At 72.5% G+C, this 17,729-nt stretch carries 17 protein-coding genes; 8 read left to right on the plus strand and 9 right to left on the minus strand.

Going from position 1 to position 17,729, the window contains the following annotated elements; all coding sequences use genetic code 11:
- Both J7E93_RS01300 and J7E93_RS01305 read left to right on the plus strand, forming a co-directional pair.
- The coding region (locus J7E93_RS01300; RefSeq protein WP_215065336.1) for a PQQ-binding-like beta-propeller repeat protein at positions 1 to 1,283 on the plus strand (1,283 nt) is incomplete at its 5' end.
- Positions 1,284 to 1,620: 337 nt separating this feature from the next.
- Entirely contained in the window at positions 1,621 to 2,649 is a 1,029-nt protein-coding gene (locus J7E93_RS01305) for a hypothetical protein (RefSeq protein WP_215065337.1), read from the plus strand.
- A 3-nt stretch (positions 2,650 to 2,652) separates the two neighbouring features.
- Here J7E93_RS01305 and J7E93_RS01310 read toward each other — a convergent pair whose 3' ends face one another.
- The 6 genes from J7E93_RS01310 to rsmI all read right to left on the minus strand — a co-directional run bounded on the left by J7E93_RS01310 (position 2,653) and on the right by rsmI (position 8,574).
- Entirely contained in the window at positions 2,653 to 3,576 is a 924-nt protein-coding gene (locus tag J7E93_RS01310; protein ID WP_215065375.1) for a 4-(cytidine 5'-diphospho)-2-C-methyl-D-erythritol kinase, read from the minus strand.
- A 29-nt stretch (positions 3,577 to 3,605) separates the two neighbouring features.
- Positions 3,606 to 4,478: a 16S rRNA (adenine(1518)-N(6)/adenine(1519)-N(6))-dimethyltransferase RsmA gene (gene rsmA, locus J7E93_RS01315; RefSeq protein WP_215065338.1), complete on the minus strand. Its 873-nt coding sequence runs from the start codon at positions 4,476 to 4,478 to the stop codon at positions 3,606 to 3,608.
- On the minus strand, positions 4,475 to 5,815 hold the full coding sequence (locus tag J7E93_RS01320; protein ID WP_215065339.1) for a resuscitation-promoting factor: 1,341 nt from the start codon (positions 5,813 to 5,815) through the stop codon (positions 4,475 to 4,477). Before J7E93_RS01320 ends, rsmA begins: the two co-directional genes overlap by 4 nt.
- A 72-nt stretch (positions 5,816 to 5,887) precedes the next feature.
- A complete protein-coding gene (locus tag J7E93_RS01325) occupies positions 5,888 to 6,757 on the minus strand; it encodes a TatD family hydrolase (protein WP_215065340.1) in 870 nt (289 codons plus the stop codon).
- Between the two features lie 42 nt (positions 6,758 to 6,799).
- A complete protein-coding gene (locus J7E93_RS01330) occupies positions 6,800 to 7,336 on the minus strand; it encodes a hypothetical protein (protein WP_215065341.1) in 537 nt (178 codons plus the stop codon).
- 371 nt (positions 7,337 to 7,707) lie between these two features.
- The gene (gene rsmI, locus J7E93_RS01335) at positions 7,708 to 8,574 is read right to left on the minus strand and encodes a 16S rRNA (cytidine(1402)-2'-O)-methyltransferase (protein ID WP_215065342.1); all 867 of its coding nucleotides are present in this window, start codon (positions 8,572 to 8,574) and stop codon (positions 7,708 to 7,710) included.
- A gap of 52 nt (positions 8,575 to 8,626) precedes the next feature.
- Here rsmI and J7E93_RS01340 point away from each other — a divergent pair, with 52 nt between their 5' ends.
- The 6 genes from J7E93_RS01340 to J7E93_RS01365 all read left to right on the plus strand — a co-directional run bounded on the left by J7E93_RS01340 (position 8,627) and on the right by J7E93_RS01365 (position 14,922).
- On the plus strand, positions 8,627 to 10,369 hold the full coding sequence (locus J7E93_RS01340) for a dolichyl-phosphate-mannose--protein mannosyltransferase (protein WP_215065343.1): 1,743 nt from the start codon (positions 8,627 to 8,629) through the stop codon (positions 10,367 to 10,369).
- Between the two features lie 96 nt (positions 10,370 to 10,465).
- Positions 10,466 to 11,032: a DinB family protein gene (locus tag J7E93_RS01345; RefSeq protein ID WP_215065344.1), complete on the plus strand. Its 567-nt coding sequence runs from the start codon at positions 10,466 to 10,468 to the stop codon at positions 11,030 to 11,032.
- A gap of 111 nt (positions 11,033 to 11,143) precedes the next feature.
- Positions 11,144 to 12,784: a penicillin-binding transpeptidase domain-containing protein gene (locus J7E93_RS01350; RefSeq protein ID WP_215065345.1), complete on the plus strand. Its 1,641-nt coding sequence runs from the start codon at positions 11,144 to 11,146 to the stop codon at positions 12,782 to 12,784.
- 42 nt (positions 12,785 to 12,826) lie between these two features.
- Entirely contained in the window at positions 12,827 to 13,309 is a 483-nt protein-coding gene (locus J7E93_RS01355; RefSeq protein ID WP_215065346.1) for a YbaK/EbsC family protein, read from the plus strand.
- Positions 13,306 to 14,157: a DMT family transporter gene (locus J7E93_RS01360; protein WP_215065347.1), complete on the plus strand. Its 852-nt coding sequence runs from the start codon at positions 13,306 to 13,308 to the stop codon at positions 14,155 to 14,157. Before J7E93_RS01355 ends, J7E93_RS01360 begins: the two co-directional genes overlap by 4 nt.
- Positions 14,158 to 14,268: 111 nt before the next feature.
- Complete coding sequence (locus J7E93_RS01365) at positions 14,269 to 14,922, plus strand: YdcF family protein (RefSeq protein ID WP_215065348.1); 654 nt, start codon at positions 14,269 to 14,271, stop codon at positions 14,920 to 14,922.
- Between the two features lie 7 nt (positions 14,923 to 14,929).
- On the opposite strand, the gene J7E93_RS01370 is transcribed toward J7E93_RS01365, so the two are convergent.
- The 3 genes from J7E93_RS01370 to cbiQ form a co-directional block, all read right to left on the minus strand.
- Positions 14,930 to 16,144, minus strand: a complete 1,215-nt coding sequence (locus tag J7E93_RS01370; RefSeq protein ID WP_215065349.1) for a serine hydrolase domain-containing protein — start codon at positions 16,142 to 16,144, stop codon at positions 14,930 to 14,932.
- Between the two features lie 62 nt (positions 16,145 to 16,206).
- Positions 16,207 to 16,971, minus strand: a complete 765-nt coding sequence (locus tag J7E93_RS01375; RefSeq protein ID WP_215065350.1) for an energy-coupling factor ABC transporter ATP-binding protein — start codon at positions 16,969 to 16,971, stop codon at positions 16,207 to 16,209.
- Complete coding sequence (gene cbiQ / locus J7E93_RS01380) at positions 16,968 to 17,729, minus strand: cobalt ECF transporter T component CbiQ (protein WP_215065351.1); 762 nt, start codon at positions 17,727 to 17,729, stop codon at positions 16,968 to 16,970. The genes J7E93_RS01375 and cbiQ overlap by 4 nt, the downstream gene beginning before the upstream one ends.

Consider the following 17,729-nt stretch of genomic DNA (forward strand, 5'->3'; position numbering starts at 1 on the left):
TGGCCCTCGCGGGCGGCGGCACCGGCATCGGGCTGTGGCTGGGCGGCCGGGAGGACGACCCGAAGCCGACGGCCGACGCGAAGCCCAAGGCGCCCGCGCTCACCGACCCGGCGCGCCCGCTCGGCACCGGGGTGAAGGCCGAGCCACTGTGGACGGCACCGGTCTCCGAGCCCGTGGTGCAGATCCTGGGCGACGGCGGGACCGTCGTCGCGTTCAGCGCGAAGAACATCTGGGCCTTCGACGCCGGGGGCCGCAGGAAGTGGGGGCCGGTGGCCCACCTTCCGGACTCGTCGACCGGAGCGATCGGGGGACTCATCGCGGCCGTCGGCGGCGGCATGGCGTACGCCGCGATGCGCAGGGGCGCGGGCGAGCTCGAAAGGGCCCTGCGCGCGATCCGTCTCGACACCGGCGCCGAGGCCTGGACCCTTGCGCTGCCGTTCAAGACCGCGCTGGAGGTGGCGGTGCCCGGGATGCTGGACGGCCAGGTGTTCGTCACCGGGTCGGCGGCCGCGGTCCTCCCCGACGCGAAACAGGGATTCAAGTTCTCCAGCGGCCCGTTCGTCTGGGCCGTGGACCCGGCGAAGCGGAAGGGCTGGCAGGCGATCCTCACGGACCCGGAGATCAAATACCCCCGGGGCAGTCTGTTCGTGCCGTCCTCCGGTACGCGCCTGTTCTGGGCGAGCTCCAACACCGACGGCAGCGGGCAGAAGATCGCGGCGCTCGACGTCCGCACCCGGAAGATGACCTGGGAGCAGCCCTCGCCCGGCGCCGCGACCAGCACCATGGACGTGCTGAGCCAGGGCCGGCACGGCAACTGGCGGGACGGCCCGCACTCCTCGGCCGGCGGTCTGTTCCTCCATGTGTCCGACCGTCTCTACGGCATCGACCCGGCGAACGGGCACGTCGTCTGGACGTCCCCCAAGGCCCCGCTGAAGGGCGTGGTGGCGAGCCCGGACGGCCGGACGGTCTTCGCCGCGGCGTTCGAGGGCCGCGGGGTCCTGGTGTACGCGCTCGACGCCCGCACCGGCACCGTGCGCTGGGCGGGCACCATCACCGACACGACGGGCGGCCTGCCCGTGCTCCAGAGCGCGGACGACACCCTCTACGTCGCCGCCGGCGGCTGGCTGTGGGCCCTGAACGCGACGGACGGCAAGGCCCGTTGGAAGTACGAGCTCACCACCGCGATGACGACCTCCCCCGTGCGCGCGTTCTGGGCGGGCGGCGGGAACGTGTACGCGATGGGCATGAAGGGCCTGGTGGCGATCGGCGCGACCGGGAAGTGACCGCGCCGCCGGACACCCGGGACGGTGGCCCGGCCCGTTCGACCGGGCGCCGGCCCGCGGGGGCCGGCGCCCCGGCGACGGGTGCGCTGATCGCACCGCGGCCAGCGTGGCCGTACGGCCGTCCAGCAGACGCCGAAGCCGACGATCGACAGGCCGAGCACACGCCGAGCACGTCGAACAGCGCGCGGGTCGTGGCGTCATCGCCCCCGTGCCAACTGGCCCCATGTCGTCGGCCACGCGGGCGATCCCCCGGCCGGGGCTGCCACCACGTCGGACTGACGCCCCGTCATCTTCTTCTGGTGCCGCACACCCGGCACCGAGCCCCCGAAGGAGAGCCATGTCCCGACTCCCGCACCTGGCCGCTGCCGCCGCGGCCGCCGTCGCCCTCACCCTGCTCGCGTCCGGCCCGACCTCGGCCGGCGAGCCGACCGTCTCCGATCCGCGGGTCGTCACCCACTTCGACTTCACCGCCGGCCAGACCCCGGAGAGCATCGCCCTCGAACCCGACGGCTCCGCCGATCTGACCTTCTCCTTGGCCCGGCAGGTCGCCCACGTCGACCAGCACGGCGACACGCGCATCCTCGCCACCCTGCCCGCCGTGGCGGACCCGAGCACACCCCTGATCGGGGCGGCCGTGGCCATGGGTATCGCGCGCGCCCACGACGGCACCCTCTACGTCAACTACGCCACCGGGACGAGCGAGACCGGCATCTGGCGCATCAAGCCCGACGGCAGCGCCCCCGAGCAGATCATGGAGCTGCCGGCCGACGGGTTGCCCAACGGCCTCGCCCTCGACGAGGAGTGCGGCATGCTGTACGCCGCCGACTCGGTGCACGGAATCGTGTGGCGCGTCCCCCGGGAAGGCGGCACGCGGACGGCCTGGGCCGCCGGAAGCGCGCTCCAGCCGCTGCCCGCACCCGCCGGATCCGGTTTCGGTGCCAACGGCATCAAGGTCCACAACGGCGCCGTGTGGGTGTCGAACACCGACCGCGACACGCTGCTGCGCATCCCCGTACGCCCCGACACGTCCGCCGGCCCGATCGAGACCCGGGCGACCGGACTGAACGGGATCGACGACTTCGCCTTCACCGGGCACGACGACACGCTCCTCGCCGCCCTGATCACGGACAACGACGTCGCCCTGGTGCGCCCCGACGGCACCCACACGGTCGTCCTCACCGAGGAGGACGGGCTCTCCAACCCGACCGCCGTGGCGGTGGGCGGCAAGGGCCACAAGGCCGACGGGCACAAGGCCGACGAGCACAACGGGTCCGACCGGACCGTGTATGTGACGAGCGCGTCCTACTTCGAGACGGTGAAGGACCCGAACCTCCTCCTGGCGCGCCTCGGCAGGGGCCACGAGTAGGGGTCAGTCCAGGACGGTCGCGCCCTGCGCCGGGGACGTGGCCACGCGCGCCGTGCGGCAGGTGCCGGAGGCGATCAGGGCGGCCGCGACCGCCTCGGCCGCGTCCGCGTCCTTCACCAGGAACGCCGTCGTCGGACCCGAGCCGGAGACCAGGGCGGCCAGGGCGCCGGCCGTCGTCCCCGTCTCCAGGGTCGCCGTCAGGGACGGGCGCAGGGAGACGGCGGCCGGCTGGAGATCGTTGGTCAGCGCACCGGCCAGGGCGGTCGCGTCACCCGAGCGCAGAGCGTCGAGCAGCACCGGGGAGGCGACCGGTTCGGGGACGTCCACACCCTCGTGGAGACGGTCGAACTCGCCGTACACCGCCGGGGTCGACAGTCCGCCGTCGGCGACGGCGAAGACCCAGTGGAACGCGCCGCCCACCGGCAGCTCCGTCAGCCTCTCGCCGCGTCCGACACCGAGCGCCGCCCCGCCGACCAGGCTGAACGGCACGTCGCTGCCGAGTTCGGCGCAGATGTCGAGGAGCTCCGCGCGCGGGGAGTTCAGCCCCCACAGGGCGTCGCAGGCGAGCAGCGCGCCCGCGCCGTCCGCGCTGCCACCGGCCATGCCGCCCGCGACCGGGATGTCCTTCGCGATGTGCAGGTGGACGTCGGGGGAGATGCCGTGGCGTGCGGCGAGCAGCTCGGCCGCCCGCGCGGCCAGGTTCGTGCGGTCCAGCGGCACCTTGTCGGCGTCGGGGCCCTCGCAGGTGACGCGCAGCTCGTCCGCGGGGGCCGCCGTCACCTCGTCGTAGAGCGAGACCGCGAGGAAGACGTTGGCCAGGTCGTGGAAGCCGTCGGCCCGCGCACCGCCGACCGCGAGCTGCACGTTGACCTTCGCGGGCACGCGCACGGTGACGGCCCCGGCGGTCGTCGTGCGGGCCGCGGCCACCGCCTCCGTACCGCTCGCCTCCGCACCGCTCACTTCTTCGCCTCCGCGATCCGCGCGAACTCCTCCACCGTCAGCGCCTCGCCCCGCGCCTGAGGCGAGATTCCCGCCGCGACCAGCGCCTCCTCGGCCGCCGCGGGCGAGCCCGCCCACCCCGCGAGCGCGGCCCGCAGGGTCTTGCGGCGCTGCGCGAACGCCGCGTCGACGACGGCGAAGACCTCCGCCTTGGAGGCGGTGGTCGCCACCGGTTCGCTCCGGCGCACCAGCGAGACCAGACCCGAGTCGACGTTGGGTGCGGGCCAGAAGACATTGCGGCCGATCGAGCCGGCCCGCTTCACCTCGGCGTACCAGTTCGCCTTGACCGACGGCACGCCGTACACCTTGTTGCCGGGCCGGGCCGCGAGCCGGTCGGCGACCTCCGCCTGGACCATGACCAGCGTCCGCTCGATCGTCGGGAAGCGGTCCAGCATGTGCAGCAGGACGGGCACGGCCACGTTGTACGGAAGGTTCGCGACCAGCGCGGTGGGCGGCGGGCCCGGCAGCTCCTGGACGTGCATGGCGTCGGAGTGGACGAGCGCGAAACGGTCCTTCTTCCGCGGCAGGCGGGCCTCGATCGTCGCCGGCAGGGCTCCGGCCAGCACATCGTCGATCTCGACGGCCGTCACCCGGTCCGCGGCCTCGAGCAGCGCCAGGGTCAGCGAGCCGAGCCCGGGGCCCACCTCGACGACGACGTCGTCGGGGCGCACCTCTGCCGTGCGGACGATCCGCCGGACCGTGTTGGCGTCGATGACGAAGTTCTGGCCGCGCTGCTTGGTGGGGCGTACGCCGAGCGCCGCCGCCAGTTCACGGATGTCGGCGGGGCCGAGGAGGGCGTCGGGGCTTTCGGGGCCGGTGGTGGTGCTCACCGGTACAGCCTACGGCCGCAGTGGGGCCACGGACTCGCCCCCCGCTGCACGTAGAGCTTCTTCGCCCGGTACGTCTGCTCCGAGGCGGGCGCGTTCTGGGGGACTCCGCGGCCACCGAGCGAGCGCCAGGTGCCGGGGTCGAACTGGTAGAGCCCGCCGTACGTCCCCGAGGGGTCGACGGCGTTCGGCCGTCCGCCGGACTCGCAGGCCGCCAGCGCTCCCCAGTCGAGCCCGTCGGCTCCCGCCACCGACGAGGGCAGTGGCCTGGTGCCGATCTTCACCTTCCGGGTGACGGGTTCGCGGACGATCTCCTCGCGGATCCGCCGCGGCCTCTGCCGGACCCCGTTGACGGTCCGCAGTGCGTAGGTGACCCGGCGCACGCCCTGCACGCCCTGCTGCTCGACGACCTCGGTACCGGCGAAGAGCTCGGGGTCGCGGGTCCTCTCGACGGCGTACGGGATCGGTTCCTCGCGCACCTCCTTGGTGCCGGTGATCCGCATGACGGTGATCGTCTGGCCGTCGCGGGGGAACGCGTCGGGCGGTACGGAGGTGGTGTCCTGCCCGGAGAGGGTGATCCCGGCCTCCTCGACGGCCTCCTGCACGGTGGCGGCGTTGGTGCGCAGGGTCCGCTCGCGGCCGTCGGCGAGGAGGGTGACGGTCCGTTCGGTCCGGACGTCGAGGAAGAGGCCCCGGCGGGAGATGGGGGCCGAGCGGGAGACGGAGAGGTACGCGCCCTCGGCGCGGACGCCGAACTGGCGCAGGGCGTCGCCGACGGTCCTGGCGGTGGTCCACACCTCGCGGCGCTGCCCGTCGAGGGTGAGAACGACGGGGCGGCCGTAGCGGACGACGACCTGGTCGCCGCTGGCCAGGGCCGCGCCGGGGGTGGGCGCGACGATGTCGTGGGCACCGACGGCCAGGCCCTCGTCGGCGAGGAGTTCGTCGACGTCGTCGGCGAAGGTGTGCAGGGTGCGCGGGACGCCGTCGACGGAGAGCCGGACGGCCTTGTCGTTGGCGACGAAGGCGCTGGTGCCGCCGGCGAGGAAGACGACGACGAGGGCCTGGGGGATGAGCCGCCGCAGGCCGTCGGCGGCGGGAGCGGAGGACTTGCGGCGCCGGGCGGCCCGGCGGGCCTCGGCGCGGGTCGCGGGGACCGCGGGCGTCGAGGGGGCGGCGGGGGCCTCGGGGGCCGAAGGGACCGCGGCAGCCGCGGGTGCCACGAGGCCGGCCGCGCCCTGACCGGGCACGAGGGGCGCCGCCATCGTCGGCTGCTCATGGAGGGGGAGGTTCGGCCGGCGCCCGCCCCGTGCGGCCCGGTGACTGCCCTGCGAGTTGCTCACGAGGCCGGGACCCTAGCGGGCGCGACGGTCACTCTCCACAGCGCCTCGACCACATACCGTAACCGTTATTGATCAGTAATCGAAGGCGGTCGCGGTGTTGACGGCGATCGCAGCGCACAGTTCTTCCTCGCCGATCCCGCGCACCGCGGCCATCGCGCGCACGGTCACCGGGATCAGGTACGGCGCGTTGGGCCGTCCTCGGTAGGGCGCCGGGGTCAGGAACGGGGCGTCTGTCTCGACCAGCACCAGCTCCAGGGGCGCGACCGCGAGGGCGTCGCGCAGCGGCTGCGCGTTCTTGAAGGTCATGTTGCCCGCGAAGGACATGTAGTAGCCCTTGGCGGCGCAGATCCGGGCCATGTCGGCGTCGCCGGAGTAGCAGTGGAACACGGTCCGCTCGGGTGCGCCCTCCTCGTCGAGGACGCGCAGCACGTCGGCGTGGGCCTCGCGGTCGTGGATGACGAGGGCCTTGCCGTGCCGCTTGGCGATCTCGATGTGGGCGCGGAAGGAGCGCTCCTGGGCGGCGATGCCCTCGGGGCCGGTACGGAAAAAGTCGAGCCCGGTCTCACCGACGGCGCGGACGTACGGCAGGGAGGCCAGCCGGTCGATCTCGGCGAGCGCGTCGTCGAGCGCCGCGTCCCCGCCGGCCTCGCGGGCGCCCTGACGGGACCATCCGTCGGGGTCTCCGAGCACGATCCGGGGTGCCTCGTTGGGGTGCAGGGCGACGGCGGCGTGCACGTTCTCGTGCGCGGCGGCCGTCTCGGCGGCCCACTGGGAGCCCTTGATGTCGCAGCCGACCTGGACGACGGTGGTGACGCCGACGGCGGCGGCCTTGGTGAGGGCCTCCTCGACGGTGCCCGACTGCATGTCCAGGTGGGTGTGCGAGTCCGCCACCGGCACCAGAAGGGGCTCGGGCAGCGGCGGCGGGGCGTCCTTGGAACTCATGGCCCCGATCGTACGAGGGGCCATGAGTTCACTCGCGGCGGCCTACGAAGAGGGCGGCTTGCGGTGGAACAGATCCGACAGGCGCCGGCGGTGCGGCTCCTCCACATGGACCGGGCCGGGGGCGTCCCCCTCAGGACCCGCCCCGGAGGCGTGCTTCTTCGGGCCCCCGTCGCGCTTCTTGGGGCCCCCGTCGCGCCGCACGTCCTTGCGCGCCAGCTCCTGCCGTTCCAGGTCCTGACCGATCGGGCCCGCCAGGCCGATCGGGCCGGCCGGGGCGACCGGTCTGCGTGTCCTGGGCTCGTTCGGGTGATGGGCCTGTTCCCACGAGTCGAGAACCGACGAAACCTGGCCCGAGCGCATGATGCGGACGACATGGCCGCCGCAGTTCATGCAGGTCGGGCTGGACAGCGGCGAGGGCACCCGCTCGCCGCCGGCCTTGTAGACGATGAATTCCTGGCCGGTCGCGTCGACGTGGTGCTCGATGTCGTACGCCTGTTCCCAGCCGTACCCGCAACGCATGCAGGCGAAGGCGTACGCCTCATGGGCCACGGGTATTCCGGTGCCGGTGATCTCACTCATGCCAGCTCCTCTCCACCGGTCCAGTGGACGCCTTTTCCGGCCGGAGCGCATCAGCGCCGGTCGAACAATGGAACGCTCTTTGGCCTTCCCTTGCTCTCAGGCCCTCGAAAGGCCTGCCGCGGGGGGTTTCGCTTTGCCTTTCACGATAGCCCTTTACCTTTCCAAGGGCCTGGGCACGGTTTTCCCCTTGGGCCCGACGAGGCTTTCCTCGGGAGCCGGGGCGACTTTTCCCAGGGCCCGGCTCCGGCTCTCTCAGGGCCCGAAGGGGGCTCACTCGGCGCCCGGGGGGCTCACTCGGCGCCTGGGGGGCTCACTCGCCGACCCGAGGGCTTACTCCGCGGCCCCGGGGGCCTTACTCCGCGGCCGGGGGCTTACTCCGCGGCCCTGGGCGCGTTCTTCGCCGCCACGACGGCGTCGAACACCTCGCGCTTGGGAAGGCCCGCCTCGGCCGCGACAGCCGCGATGGCCTCCTTGCGCCGCTCCCCCGCCTCCTCGCGCACCCGCACCCTGCGCACCAGCTCCTCGGCGTCCACATCGCCCGGGACCGGCTCCGGCGCGCCCTCGACGACGACGGTGATCTCGCCCCGTACGCCTTCCGCGGCCCAGGCGGCCAGCTCGCCGAGACCGCCGCGCTTCACTTCCTCGTACGTCTTGGTCAGCTCGCGGCAGACCGCGGCGCGGCGCTCGGCGCCGAAGACCTCGGCCATCGCGGCGAGGGTGTCGTCGAGCCGGTGCGGGGCCTCGAAGTAGACGAGGGTGCGGCGCTCGTCCGCGACCTCGCGGAGCCGTCCGAGCCGCTCCCCGGCCTTGCGGGGCAGGAAACCCTCGAAACAGAAGCGGTCCACCGGCAGCCCGGACAGGGCGAGCGCGGTCAGTACGGCGGAGGGGCCGGGGACGGCGGTGACCTTGATGTCCTGCTCGACGGCAGCGGCGACGAGGCGGTAACCGGGGTCGGAGACGGAGGGCATGCCGGCGTCGGTGACGAGCAGCACCCGCGCGCCGCCCGCGAGCGCCTCGACCAGTTCGGGCGTACGGGCGGACTCGTTGCCCTCGAAGTAGGAGACGACCCGGCCGGTGGTGTGCACGCCCAGCGCCCTGGTCAGGCCGCGCAGCCGCCGGGTGTCCTCGGCGGCGACGATGTCGGCGCCCTCCAGCTCGGCCACGAGCCGCGGCGGGGCGTCCGCGATGTCCCCGATGGGGGTCCCTGCAAGTACCAGCGTTCCAGTCACATGGGTCATCCTCGCAGCCCGGACAGGCGACTCGCACAGGCGCGTTCCCTACGATGGCGCGGTGACCAGTACCGCACCCGAGGCCCTGCAGGGTCAGCGCGCCGTGGAAGAGCCCCCGTCGTGGCAGCAGCGTCTGCGGCGCTTCGGCTACGCACCCCCCGCCAGGAGCGCCGTGGGGCCCGGGCTGCGGGAGCGTCTCGTACCGCCGTACACCCGGCCGTCGGAGCGGATGTGGGCGCTGCTCGGGGTCTCCCCCGGGCTCGCCGACCGGATCTGGCGGCTGGCGGCCTGGGGCGGTCCGCTGCTCGTGGCGCTGCTCGCGGGGCTGCTGCGGTTCTGGAACCTGGACAAGCCGCACGCGGTGATATTCGACGAGACGTACTACGCCAAGGACTCGTGGGCCCTGATCAACCAGGGGTACGAGGGGGCGTGGCCGAAGGACATCGACAAGACGATCCTGACCGATCCGTCGAGCGTGCTGATCCCGACCGAGCCCGGCTACGTCGTGCATCCGCCGATGGGCAAGTGGGTCATCGGTCTGGGTGAGAAGATCTTCGACTTCACGCCGTTCGGCTGGCGCTTCATGGTGGCGCTGCTCGGCACGCTGTCGGTGCTGATGCTCTGCCGGATCGGACGGCGGCTGTTCCGCTCGACGTTCCTGGGGTGTCTGGCGGGGCTGCTGCTCGCGGTGGACGGTCTGCACTTCGTGATGAGCCGCACGGCGCTGCTCGACCAGGTGCTGATGTTCTTCGTCCTGGCGTCCTTCGGGTGCCTGATCGTCGACCGGGACCGGGCGCGGCGGCGGCTCGCGGCCGCGCTGCCCGTCGACGAGGAGGGGGTGCTGCGGCCGGACGCGGCGGTCGCCGAGAACCAGCGGCTGGGGTGGCGGCCGTGGCGGCTGGCGGCCGGGGTGATGCTGGGGCTCGCCTTCGCGACGAAGTGGAACGGCCTGTACATCATGGCCGCGTTCGGTCTGATGACGGTGCTGTGGGACGCGGGCGGCCGGCGGACGGCCGGCGCGTTCCGCCCGTACCTCGCGGTGCTCAGGCGGGACCTCGTCCCGGCGTTCGTCTCGGTGGTCCCGGTCGCGTTGGTCACCTACGTCGCCACGTGGACGGGCTGGATCGCCTCGGACAAGGGGTACTTCCGCAACTGGGCGGCCGAACAGGACCGCATCGGCGGCGGCGGCTTCTGGTCGTGGCTGCCGGACTGGCTGCGGAGCCTGTGGCACTACGAGACCGAGGTCTACGAATTCCACGTCAACCTCACCTCGCACCACACGTACCAGTCGAACCCGTGGAGCTGGATCGTCCTCGGCCGCCCCGTCTCGTACTTCTACGAGAGCCCGGCCCCGGGCGAGAAGGGCTGCCCGGCGAACGCGACGGAGAAGTGCGCGCAGGAGGTCCTGGCCCTCGGCACGCCGCTGCTGTGGTGGGCTGCCTGTTTCGCGATCCTCTACATCCTGTGGCGCTGGTTCTTCCGCAGGGACTGGCGGGCCGGCGCCATCGCGTGCGGTATCGCGGCAGGCTGGGTCCCCTGGTTCCTCTATCAGGAACGCACGATCTTCCTTTTCTACGCGGTGGTTTTCGTGCCGTTCCTGTGTCTCGCGGTGACGATGATGATCGGGGCGATCGTGGGACCGCCGGGTTCATCGGAAAGACGGCGGACGTTCGGGGCGGTGGGTGCCGGAGTTCTGGTTCTGCTGATCGTCTGGAATTTCATCTACTTCTGGCCGATCTATACCGGGCAGGCGATTCCGATGGATTCCTGGCGCAGCCGGATGTGGCTCGACACCTGGGTCTAGCGGAGTGAGGAGCGGGAAGAGGGCGCGGCGGCGTTCACCGTGGCGACGCCTCGACATGGGGAACTCGGTGGCGGACTCGGGTCGCCGGGGACCACCATGCGACGCATGAGTGATCAACCCGCGCGATGGACCCAGGCGACCGTCTACCCCGACATGTGGGCCGATCCTGCCGACGACCTCCGCAACAACGAGGACAGTCCGGACGGCGAGCTCGCGACCCTGCTGGATTTCCTGAAGAACTACCGCATCACCCTGCGGATGAAGTGCGAGGGCCTGGATCCGGAGCAACTGGCCCGGCGGTCGGTTCCGCCGTCGACGATGTCGCTGCTCGGCCTGGTCCGGCACCTCGCCGAGGTGGAGCGCGACTGGCGCAACTGGATCACCGAGGGCGACCCGCTGCCGAAGCTGTACGGCGTGAAGGACGCGGACTTCCACGGAGCTGTCGCCGAACAGGCGGTGGTCGACGCCGCGTACGCCGATCTGGAACGCGAACAGGCCGCGACCGACGCCGCACTGGCCGGGCACCCGAACCTGGGCGCACGGGTCGGGAAGGACAAGGTCGCCATCCGGGAGCTGATGGTGCACAGGATCGACGAGTACGCCCGCCACTGCGGACACGCCGACCTGCTGCGGGAGTGCGTCGACGGAAGAGTGGGCCAGTGACGGGAGAAGCGACCGGCCCCTGCCGAGGGGTCGCGGTCCGGTAACAAGCGTCTTGGCTGTCACACCTGTCACCTAGGCTGCCGTCATCGCCTGGGGAGGGGAGACGCAGTCATGCGTAGTGGGGCCAAGGTCGCGATCGTCGGGGGCGTTTTCGTCGTCGTCGCGAGTGGAGTGGGGTACGGGGGCTACAACCTCTGGAACGGGGTCAACGGAGGCTCGGGCGTGGGCTCCCGGTCGGGGGCCGAGGAGAAGCGGTCCGGGCCCCTCACCGAGGACGAGGTGACCGGTACGGCCAAGGAGTTCCTGGCCGCCTGGGCCGCCGGGGAGTCGGACCGGGCCGCCCAGTTGACCAACAACCCCGTCGAGGCCGGGCCCGCCGTGCTCGACCACCGCGAGGGCGCGATGGTCTCCAAGGCCGTCATCACCCCCGGCACGGCGGTCGGCTCGAAGGTGCCGTTCACGGTCAGCGCCACCGTGACGTACGAGGGGCGGTCCAAGCCCTGGACGTACACCTCGGAGCTGAGCGTGGTGCGCGGGCTGACCACCGGCCGGCCGCTGGTCGACTGGAGCCCGGCCGTCATCCACCCGAAACTGACCAAGGGCGCCACCCTGCGGACCGGCACGGCGAAGACCGCCGGGATCAAGGCCTTCGACCACAAGGGCGTCGAGCTGACGAAGGAGACGTACCCCTCGCTCGGCCCGATCCTGGACCAGCTGCGCCAGAAGTACGGCGAGAGCGCCGGCGGACAGCCCGGCATCGAGACCTGGATCGAGAGCGGCAGCGAGACCGTCCCGAACACCACCCTCGTGACCCTCGCCGAGGGCAGGCCGGGCCGGCTGGAGACGACCATCGACGCCGAGGTGCAGGCGGCGGCCGAGCGGGCGGTGAAGCGGTACGACGGAGCCTCGGTGGTCGCGATCAAGCCGAGCACCGGGGAGATACGGGCCGTCGCCAACAACCGTAAGGACGGCTTCAACGCGGCCCTGGAGGGGCGGCAGGCACCGGGCTCCACGATGAAGATCGTCACCGCCGCGATGATGCTCGATCAGGGGCTCGTCGACGGCCCGTCCAGCAAGGTCGAGTGCCCGTCGACCGTCGATTGGGACGGACGGACGTTCCACAACCTCAAGGACTTCTCCCTCCCTTCCGGCACCACGCTCCGACGGGCCTTCGCCCGCTCGTGCAACACCACCTTCATCAAGCCGGTCAAGCCGCTCGGCGACAAGGCCGGCACGGCGCTCGGTGACACGGCCCGCAAGTACTTCGGCATCGGCCTGGAGTGGAAGACCGGAGTGGTGTCGCAGGACGGGTCCGTTCCGCCGTCGACCAGTATCGAGACCGCCGCCTCGTACATCGGCCAGGGCAAGATCACCATGAACGCCCTCACCATCGCCTCCATCACCGCGACCGCGAAGAACGGTTCCTTCAAGCAGCCGATCATCGTGGCGACGGACCTGGACGACCGGGAGACGGCCAAGGCCGAGCGGCTGCCCGGATCCATCGGGGAGGCGCTGCGCGAGATGATGCGCGCGACCGCCCGCGGCGAAGGCACGGGCGCCGCGGCGATGGCCTCCGTGGGAGGGGACAAGGGCGCCAAGACCGGGTCCGCCGAGGTCGACGAGGCCGCCTCCTCCAACAGTTGGTTCGCCGGATTCGCCGACGACCTCGCGGCCGCCGCCGCCGTCGAGTCCGGCGGGCACGGCGCGGACGCCGCCGGACCGGTCGTGGCGAGCGTGCTCAAGGCCCGGTAACGCGCTCGCGTGGCCCGTACACATACCGCTAGCGTGCGGGCCATGACCGAATCTCTCGCGCATCCCCAGTTCGCAGCGGCCCTGAAGGAGTTGGGCCTGGACGTCGAGATCCGACGCTTCCCGGACGAGACCCGCACCGCCGCCCAGGCCGCCGAGGCCATCGGCTGCGAGGTCTCCGAGATCGTCAAGTCGCTGATCTTCGCGGCGGACGGGGTGCCGGTCCTCGTCCTGATGGACGGCTCCTCGCGGGTCGACGTGGAGCGGGTGCGCGCGGAGCTCGGCGCCGAGGCCGTGACGCGGGCCGACGCGCGGATCGTACGGGAGACCACGGGGTACGCGATCGGGGGCGTCCCGCCCTTCGGGCACCGCACCAGGACCCGGGTCCTGGCCGACCGCGGGCTGCTCGACCACGACGTGGTGTGGGCGGCGGCCGGAAACCCCCACACGGTGTTCGCCCTCGACCCGAAGCAGCTGATCGCCCACGCGGGCGGCGCCCTCGTGGACGTACGCGAGCGGACGAGGTGACGCCGCTGGTCGCGGCGGCGGTGCTGATCGCCGCCGTGACGCACGCGAGTTGGAACGCGATCGCCCACACGATCCGCGACCAGCTCCTCTCCTTCACGCTGATCTCCGGCGGCGGGGCGACGATCGGCACGGCGCTCGCCTTCTTCGTACCGGTGCCGGCGGCCGGGGCGTGGCCGTACCTCATCGCCTCCGCCGTGCTGCACATCGGCTACTACGCCCTGCTCATGCGGTCGTTCACGCTCGGCGACTTCGGCCAGATGTACCCGATCGCGCGCGGTACGGCCCCGCTGGCGGTGACCGTCCTCGCCGCCGTCTTCGTCGACGAGATCCCCGACGGCTGGCAGCTCACCGGCGTCGCGTTCGCCTGCGCGGGCCTGACGGGCCTGGCCCTCTGGGGCATCCGCGGCTCCGGGCGCCGCCCGGACTGGCCGGCCCTGCTGGCGGCCGGCGCGACGGGTCTGGCCATCGCGGGCTACACGGTCGTCGACGGCGTCGGGGTGCGCGCCTCGGGCACCGCGCTCGGCTACATCGCCTGGCTGATGATCCTGGAGGGCCTGGCGATCCCGGCGTACGCCCTCTGGCGCCGACGGACCGCCCTCCTCACCCAGCTCCGCCCCCACGCCACCCGCGGCCTCCTCGGCGCCGCCCTCTCGGTCGCCGCCTACGCCCTGGTCCTCTGGGCCCAGACCAAGGCCCCCCTCGCCCCGATCGCGGCGCTCCGCGAGTCCTCGATCATCGTCGGCGCGGCCATCGGCGCCCTCTTCCTCAAGGAGCGCTTCGGGGGGCCGCGGGTGGTGGCGGCGGGACTGATGGTGGTGGGCATCGGCCTGATGCTGCACACGTCCTGAGCGGTCCGGAAGAAGACCTGCACAACGGCCGTGATCCGCTTGGAGTGCCGGACATCCGTCGCCCCGAGCCCTACGATTTCAAGGTCCCCGACACCGCACCTGAGACAACCGGTGATCTCCGCTCAGGCCTGGGCCGATGCTCAACTGCTGTGGGACTTCCAGCGGATGCATCACACGCCGCGTCCCTGCTCGGTGGGGATCGGGCTCGGGAGCCACGACCTCGGGGTGGCCGACGTGACCGTCGGTCTGTACCGCCGTGGCATGGTGCCGCTCATGGTCTTCACGGGCGCCACCAGTCGCACGACGCGTGACCGGATGCCCCGAGGCGAGGCGGAGCACTACCGGGAGCGGGCGCTGGAGCTGGGGGTGCCCGGCGCGGTCGTGCTCGTGGAGCCCAGGGCCCGCAACACGGGCGAGAACATCCGTTTCTCGCGGGACCTGCTCGCGGAGCGGGGCGTCGGCGTCTCGTCGGTCCTGCTGGTCAGCAAGCCGTACGAGGAGCGCAGGGCCTACGCGACCGCCCGCAAGCTCTGGCCGGAGGTCGAGGTCGTCAGCGCGTCCTCCTCGATGACGCTCGCGGAGTACACGGACTCGATCCGGGACGCCCGCCTCGTCCTCGACATGCTCGTCGGGGCCCACCAGCGCCTGCTGATCTATCCGGCGCGGGGGTTCATGATCGAGCAGGACATTCCCGAGGCGGTCGGCCGGGCCTACGGCCGGCTCAGGGACCAGGGGTTCACGAGCCGACTGATCCGGGAGGGTTGACGGGGTCTCAGGCGGTCCCGTCCAGTGCGGTGCGGACCGACCTGACCAGTGCCTGGGCGCGGGGGTCGGCCGTCACCGTCTTGCGCATGCCGTTCGTGACGTATCCGAAGGCGATCCCCGACTCCGGGTCCGCGAAGCCCAGTGAGCCGCCGCGGCCGGGGTGGCCGAAGGAACCGGGGCTCAGGAGCGGGGACGCGGGGCCGTGGAGCATGTGGCCGAGGCCGAAGCGGGTGCCGACCATCAGGACCCGGTCCGGGCCCGCGGACTCCTCGGTGCGGGCGAGGGTCAGGGTCGCCGGGGCGAAGAGCCGTATGCCGCCGTCGACGGGGCCGAGGGTCGAGGCGTAGAAGCGGGCGAGGGCGCGGGCGGTGGAGACACCGGCGGAACCGGGCAGTTCGGCGGCCCGGTAGACGGGGTCGTTCTCGTCGGGCTTGGGATCGATCGCCCCGAAGGCGCGCCGGGTCAGCGACGCGGGGTCGCGGTAGGCCTCGGTGACCGAGCGCTTCGGGCGCAGCTTCAGGGCGCCGCTGCCGGGCGGTTCGATCTCCTCGACGGGGCCGAGGCGGCCGACCCGGCGGGCCTCCTCCGACGGCAGCCCGATCCACAGGTCGAGGCCGAGGGGGCGGGCGATCTCCTCGGCGACCCAGCGGCCGATGGTGCGGCCGGTGACCCGGTGGACCAGTCCGCTGAGGAGCCAGCTGAAGGTGTGGGCGTGGTAGCCGTGTGCGGTGCCGGGCTCCCAGACGGGCGCCTGGGCGGCGATCGCGTCGAGCGCGGTCTCCAGGTCGACGGCCTCGGCGAGGGTCAGCGGCCGGTCGAGGACCGGTACCCCGGCCCGGTGCGCGAGCAGCTGCCGTACGGTCACCCGATCCTTGCCCGCCGCCTTGAACTCCGGCCAGTACGTGCCGACCGGGGCGTCCAGGTCGAGCTGGCCGCGCTGGTGCAGCAGCAGGGGTACGGCGGCGGCGACGCCCTTGGTGGCCGAGCGGACCACCTGCGCGGTGTCCACCGCCCAGGGGGCCTCCCCGTCGACGTCCTTCGTACCGGCCCACAGGTCCACGACCTTGACGCCGTCGCGGTAGACGGCGACGGCCGCGCCCCGCTCGCCCCGCTGTTCGAAGTTGCGCAGGAACGCGTCCCTGACCGGCTCGAATCCCGCCGCCACCGTGCCCCGGACGTCCACGTCCCACACTCCTTCTCGCTCGCTGCTCCCGACCCCCATGGTGCAACGTGGGTGGTGAGGCACCGATTCCGGGTGGGGTCCGGTGACGGGTCGGGCGCCGGTCAGGCGACGGACTGTGGCACGAAGCCGAACGGCAGCTCCAGGCGGTTGCGCTCCATCAGCTCCGTATCGGCCAGGATCTTCGCGGTCGGACCGTCCCCGGCGATCACCCCGTCGCTGAGGATCACCGAACGGGGGCAGAGCTCCAGTGCGTACGGAAGGTCGTGCGTGACCATCAGGACGGTGACGTCCAGGGAGCGCAGGATGTCGGCGAGTTCGCGGCGCGAGGCGGGGTCGAGGTTGGAGGAGGGCTCGTCCAGGACGAGGATCTCCGGTTCCATGGCGAGCACGGTCGCCACCGCCACACGCCGCCGCTGGCCGAAGGACAGGTGGTGCGGCGGCCGGTCGGCGAACTCCTCCATGCCGACCCGGGTAAGCGCCGTGCGGACGACGGCCTCCAGCTCCGCCCCGCGGACCCCGGACGCGGCCGGCCCGAACGCCACGTCCTCGCGCACGGTCGGCATGAACAGCTGGTCGTCCGGGTCCTGGAAGACGATCCCGACGCGGCGCCGGATCTCGGCCAGGTTCCGCTTCTCGACGGGGAGCCCCGCGACGGCGACCGTGCCGGCGCCGCCGGTGAGGATGCCGTTGAGGTGGAGGACGAGGGTGGTCTTGCCGGCGCCGTTGGGTCCGAGCAGCGCGACCCGCTCGCCGCGCTCGACGGTCAGATCGACGCCGAAGAGGGCCTGGTGGCCGTCGGGGTAGGCGTACGCGAGGCCGCGCACGTCGAGCGAGGCGGTGCCGCGTACGTCGGGCGAGGCGGTCATAGGGTCCATCCCAACAGGCAGATCAGCAGGGCGGTGGCGGGCAGGGAGGCGGCCAGGAGCCACTGGGGCCGGGTGGCGGTCACCTCGTCGATGACCGGCATGGACCCCGTGTAGCCCCGGCTGACCATCGCCAGGTGGACGCGTTCACCGCGCTCGTACGAGCGGATGAAGAGCGCTCCCGCCGACTTGGCGAGGACGCCCCAGTGGCGGACGCCCTTCGCCTCGAAGCCGCGCGAGCGGCGGGCGACGGACATCCGGCGCATCTCGTCGGTGATCAGATCGCCGTACCGGATCATGAAGGAGGCGATCTGGACGAGGAGCGGCGGCAGCTTGAGCCGCTGGAGGCCGAGGAGCAGGGCCCGCAGTTCGGTGGTGGCGGCGAGCAGCACGGAGGCGGCGACGCCGAGGGTGCCCTTGGCGAGGACGTTCCAGGCGCCCCACAGGCCGGGAACGGAGAGCGAGATGCCGAGCACCTCGGTCTGTTCGCCCGGGACGACGAAGGGCATGAGGAACGCGAAGGCGACGAAGGGGACCTCGATCACGAGGCGTCGCAGCACGAAACCGGCGGGGAGGCGGGCCTGCGCGGCCACGACACCGAGGAGGACGGCGTAGAGCGCGAAGGCCCAGACGGCCTCGCGGGGTGTGGAGACCACGACGACCACGAAGCCGAGGACGGCGGCGAGCTTGGTGTGCGGGGGCAGCGCGTGGACCGGCGAGTCCCCCCGTCTGTACAGCTGATGGGCGTGGCCCGCACCCAT

Source organism: Streptomyces sp. ISL-36 (genome assembly GCF_018614205.1).
Classification (GTDB): Bacteria; Actinomycetota; Actinomycetes; order Streptomycetales; family Streptomycetaceae; genus Streptomyces.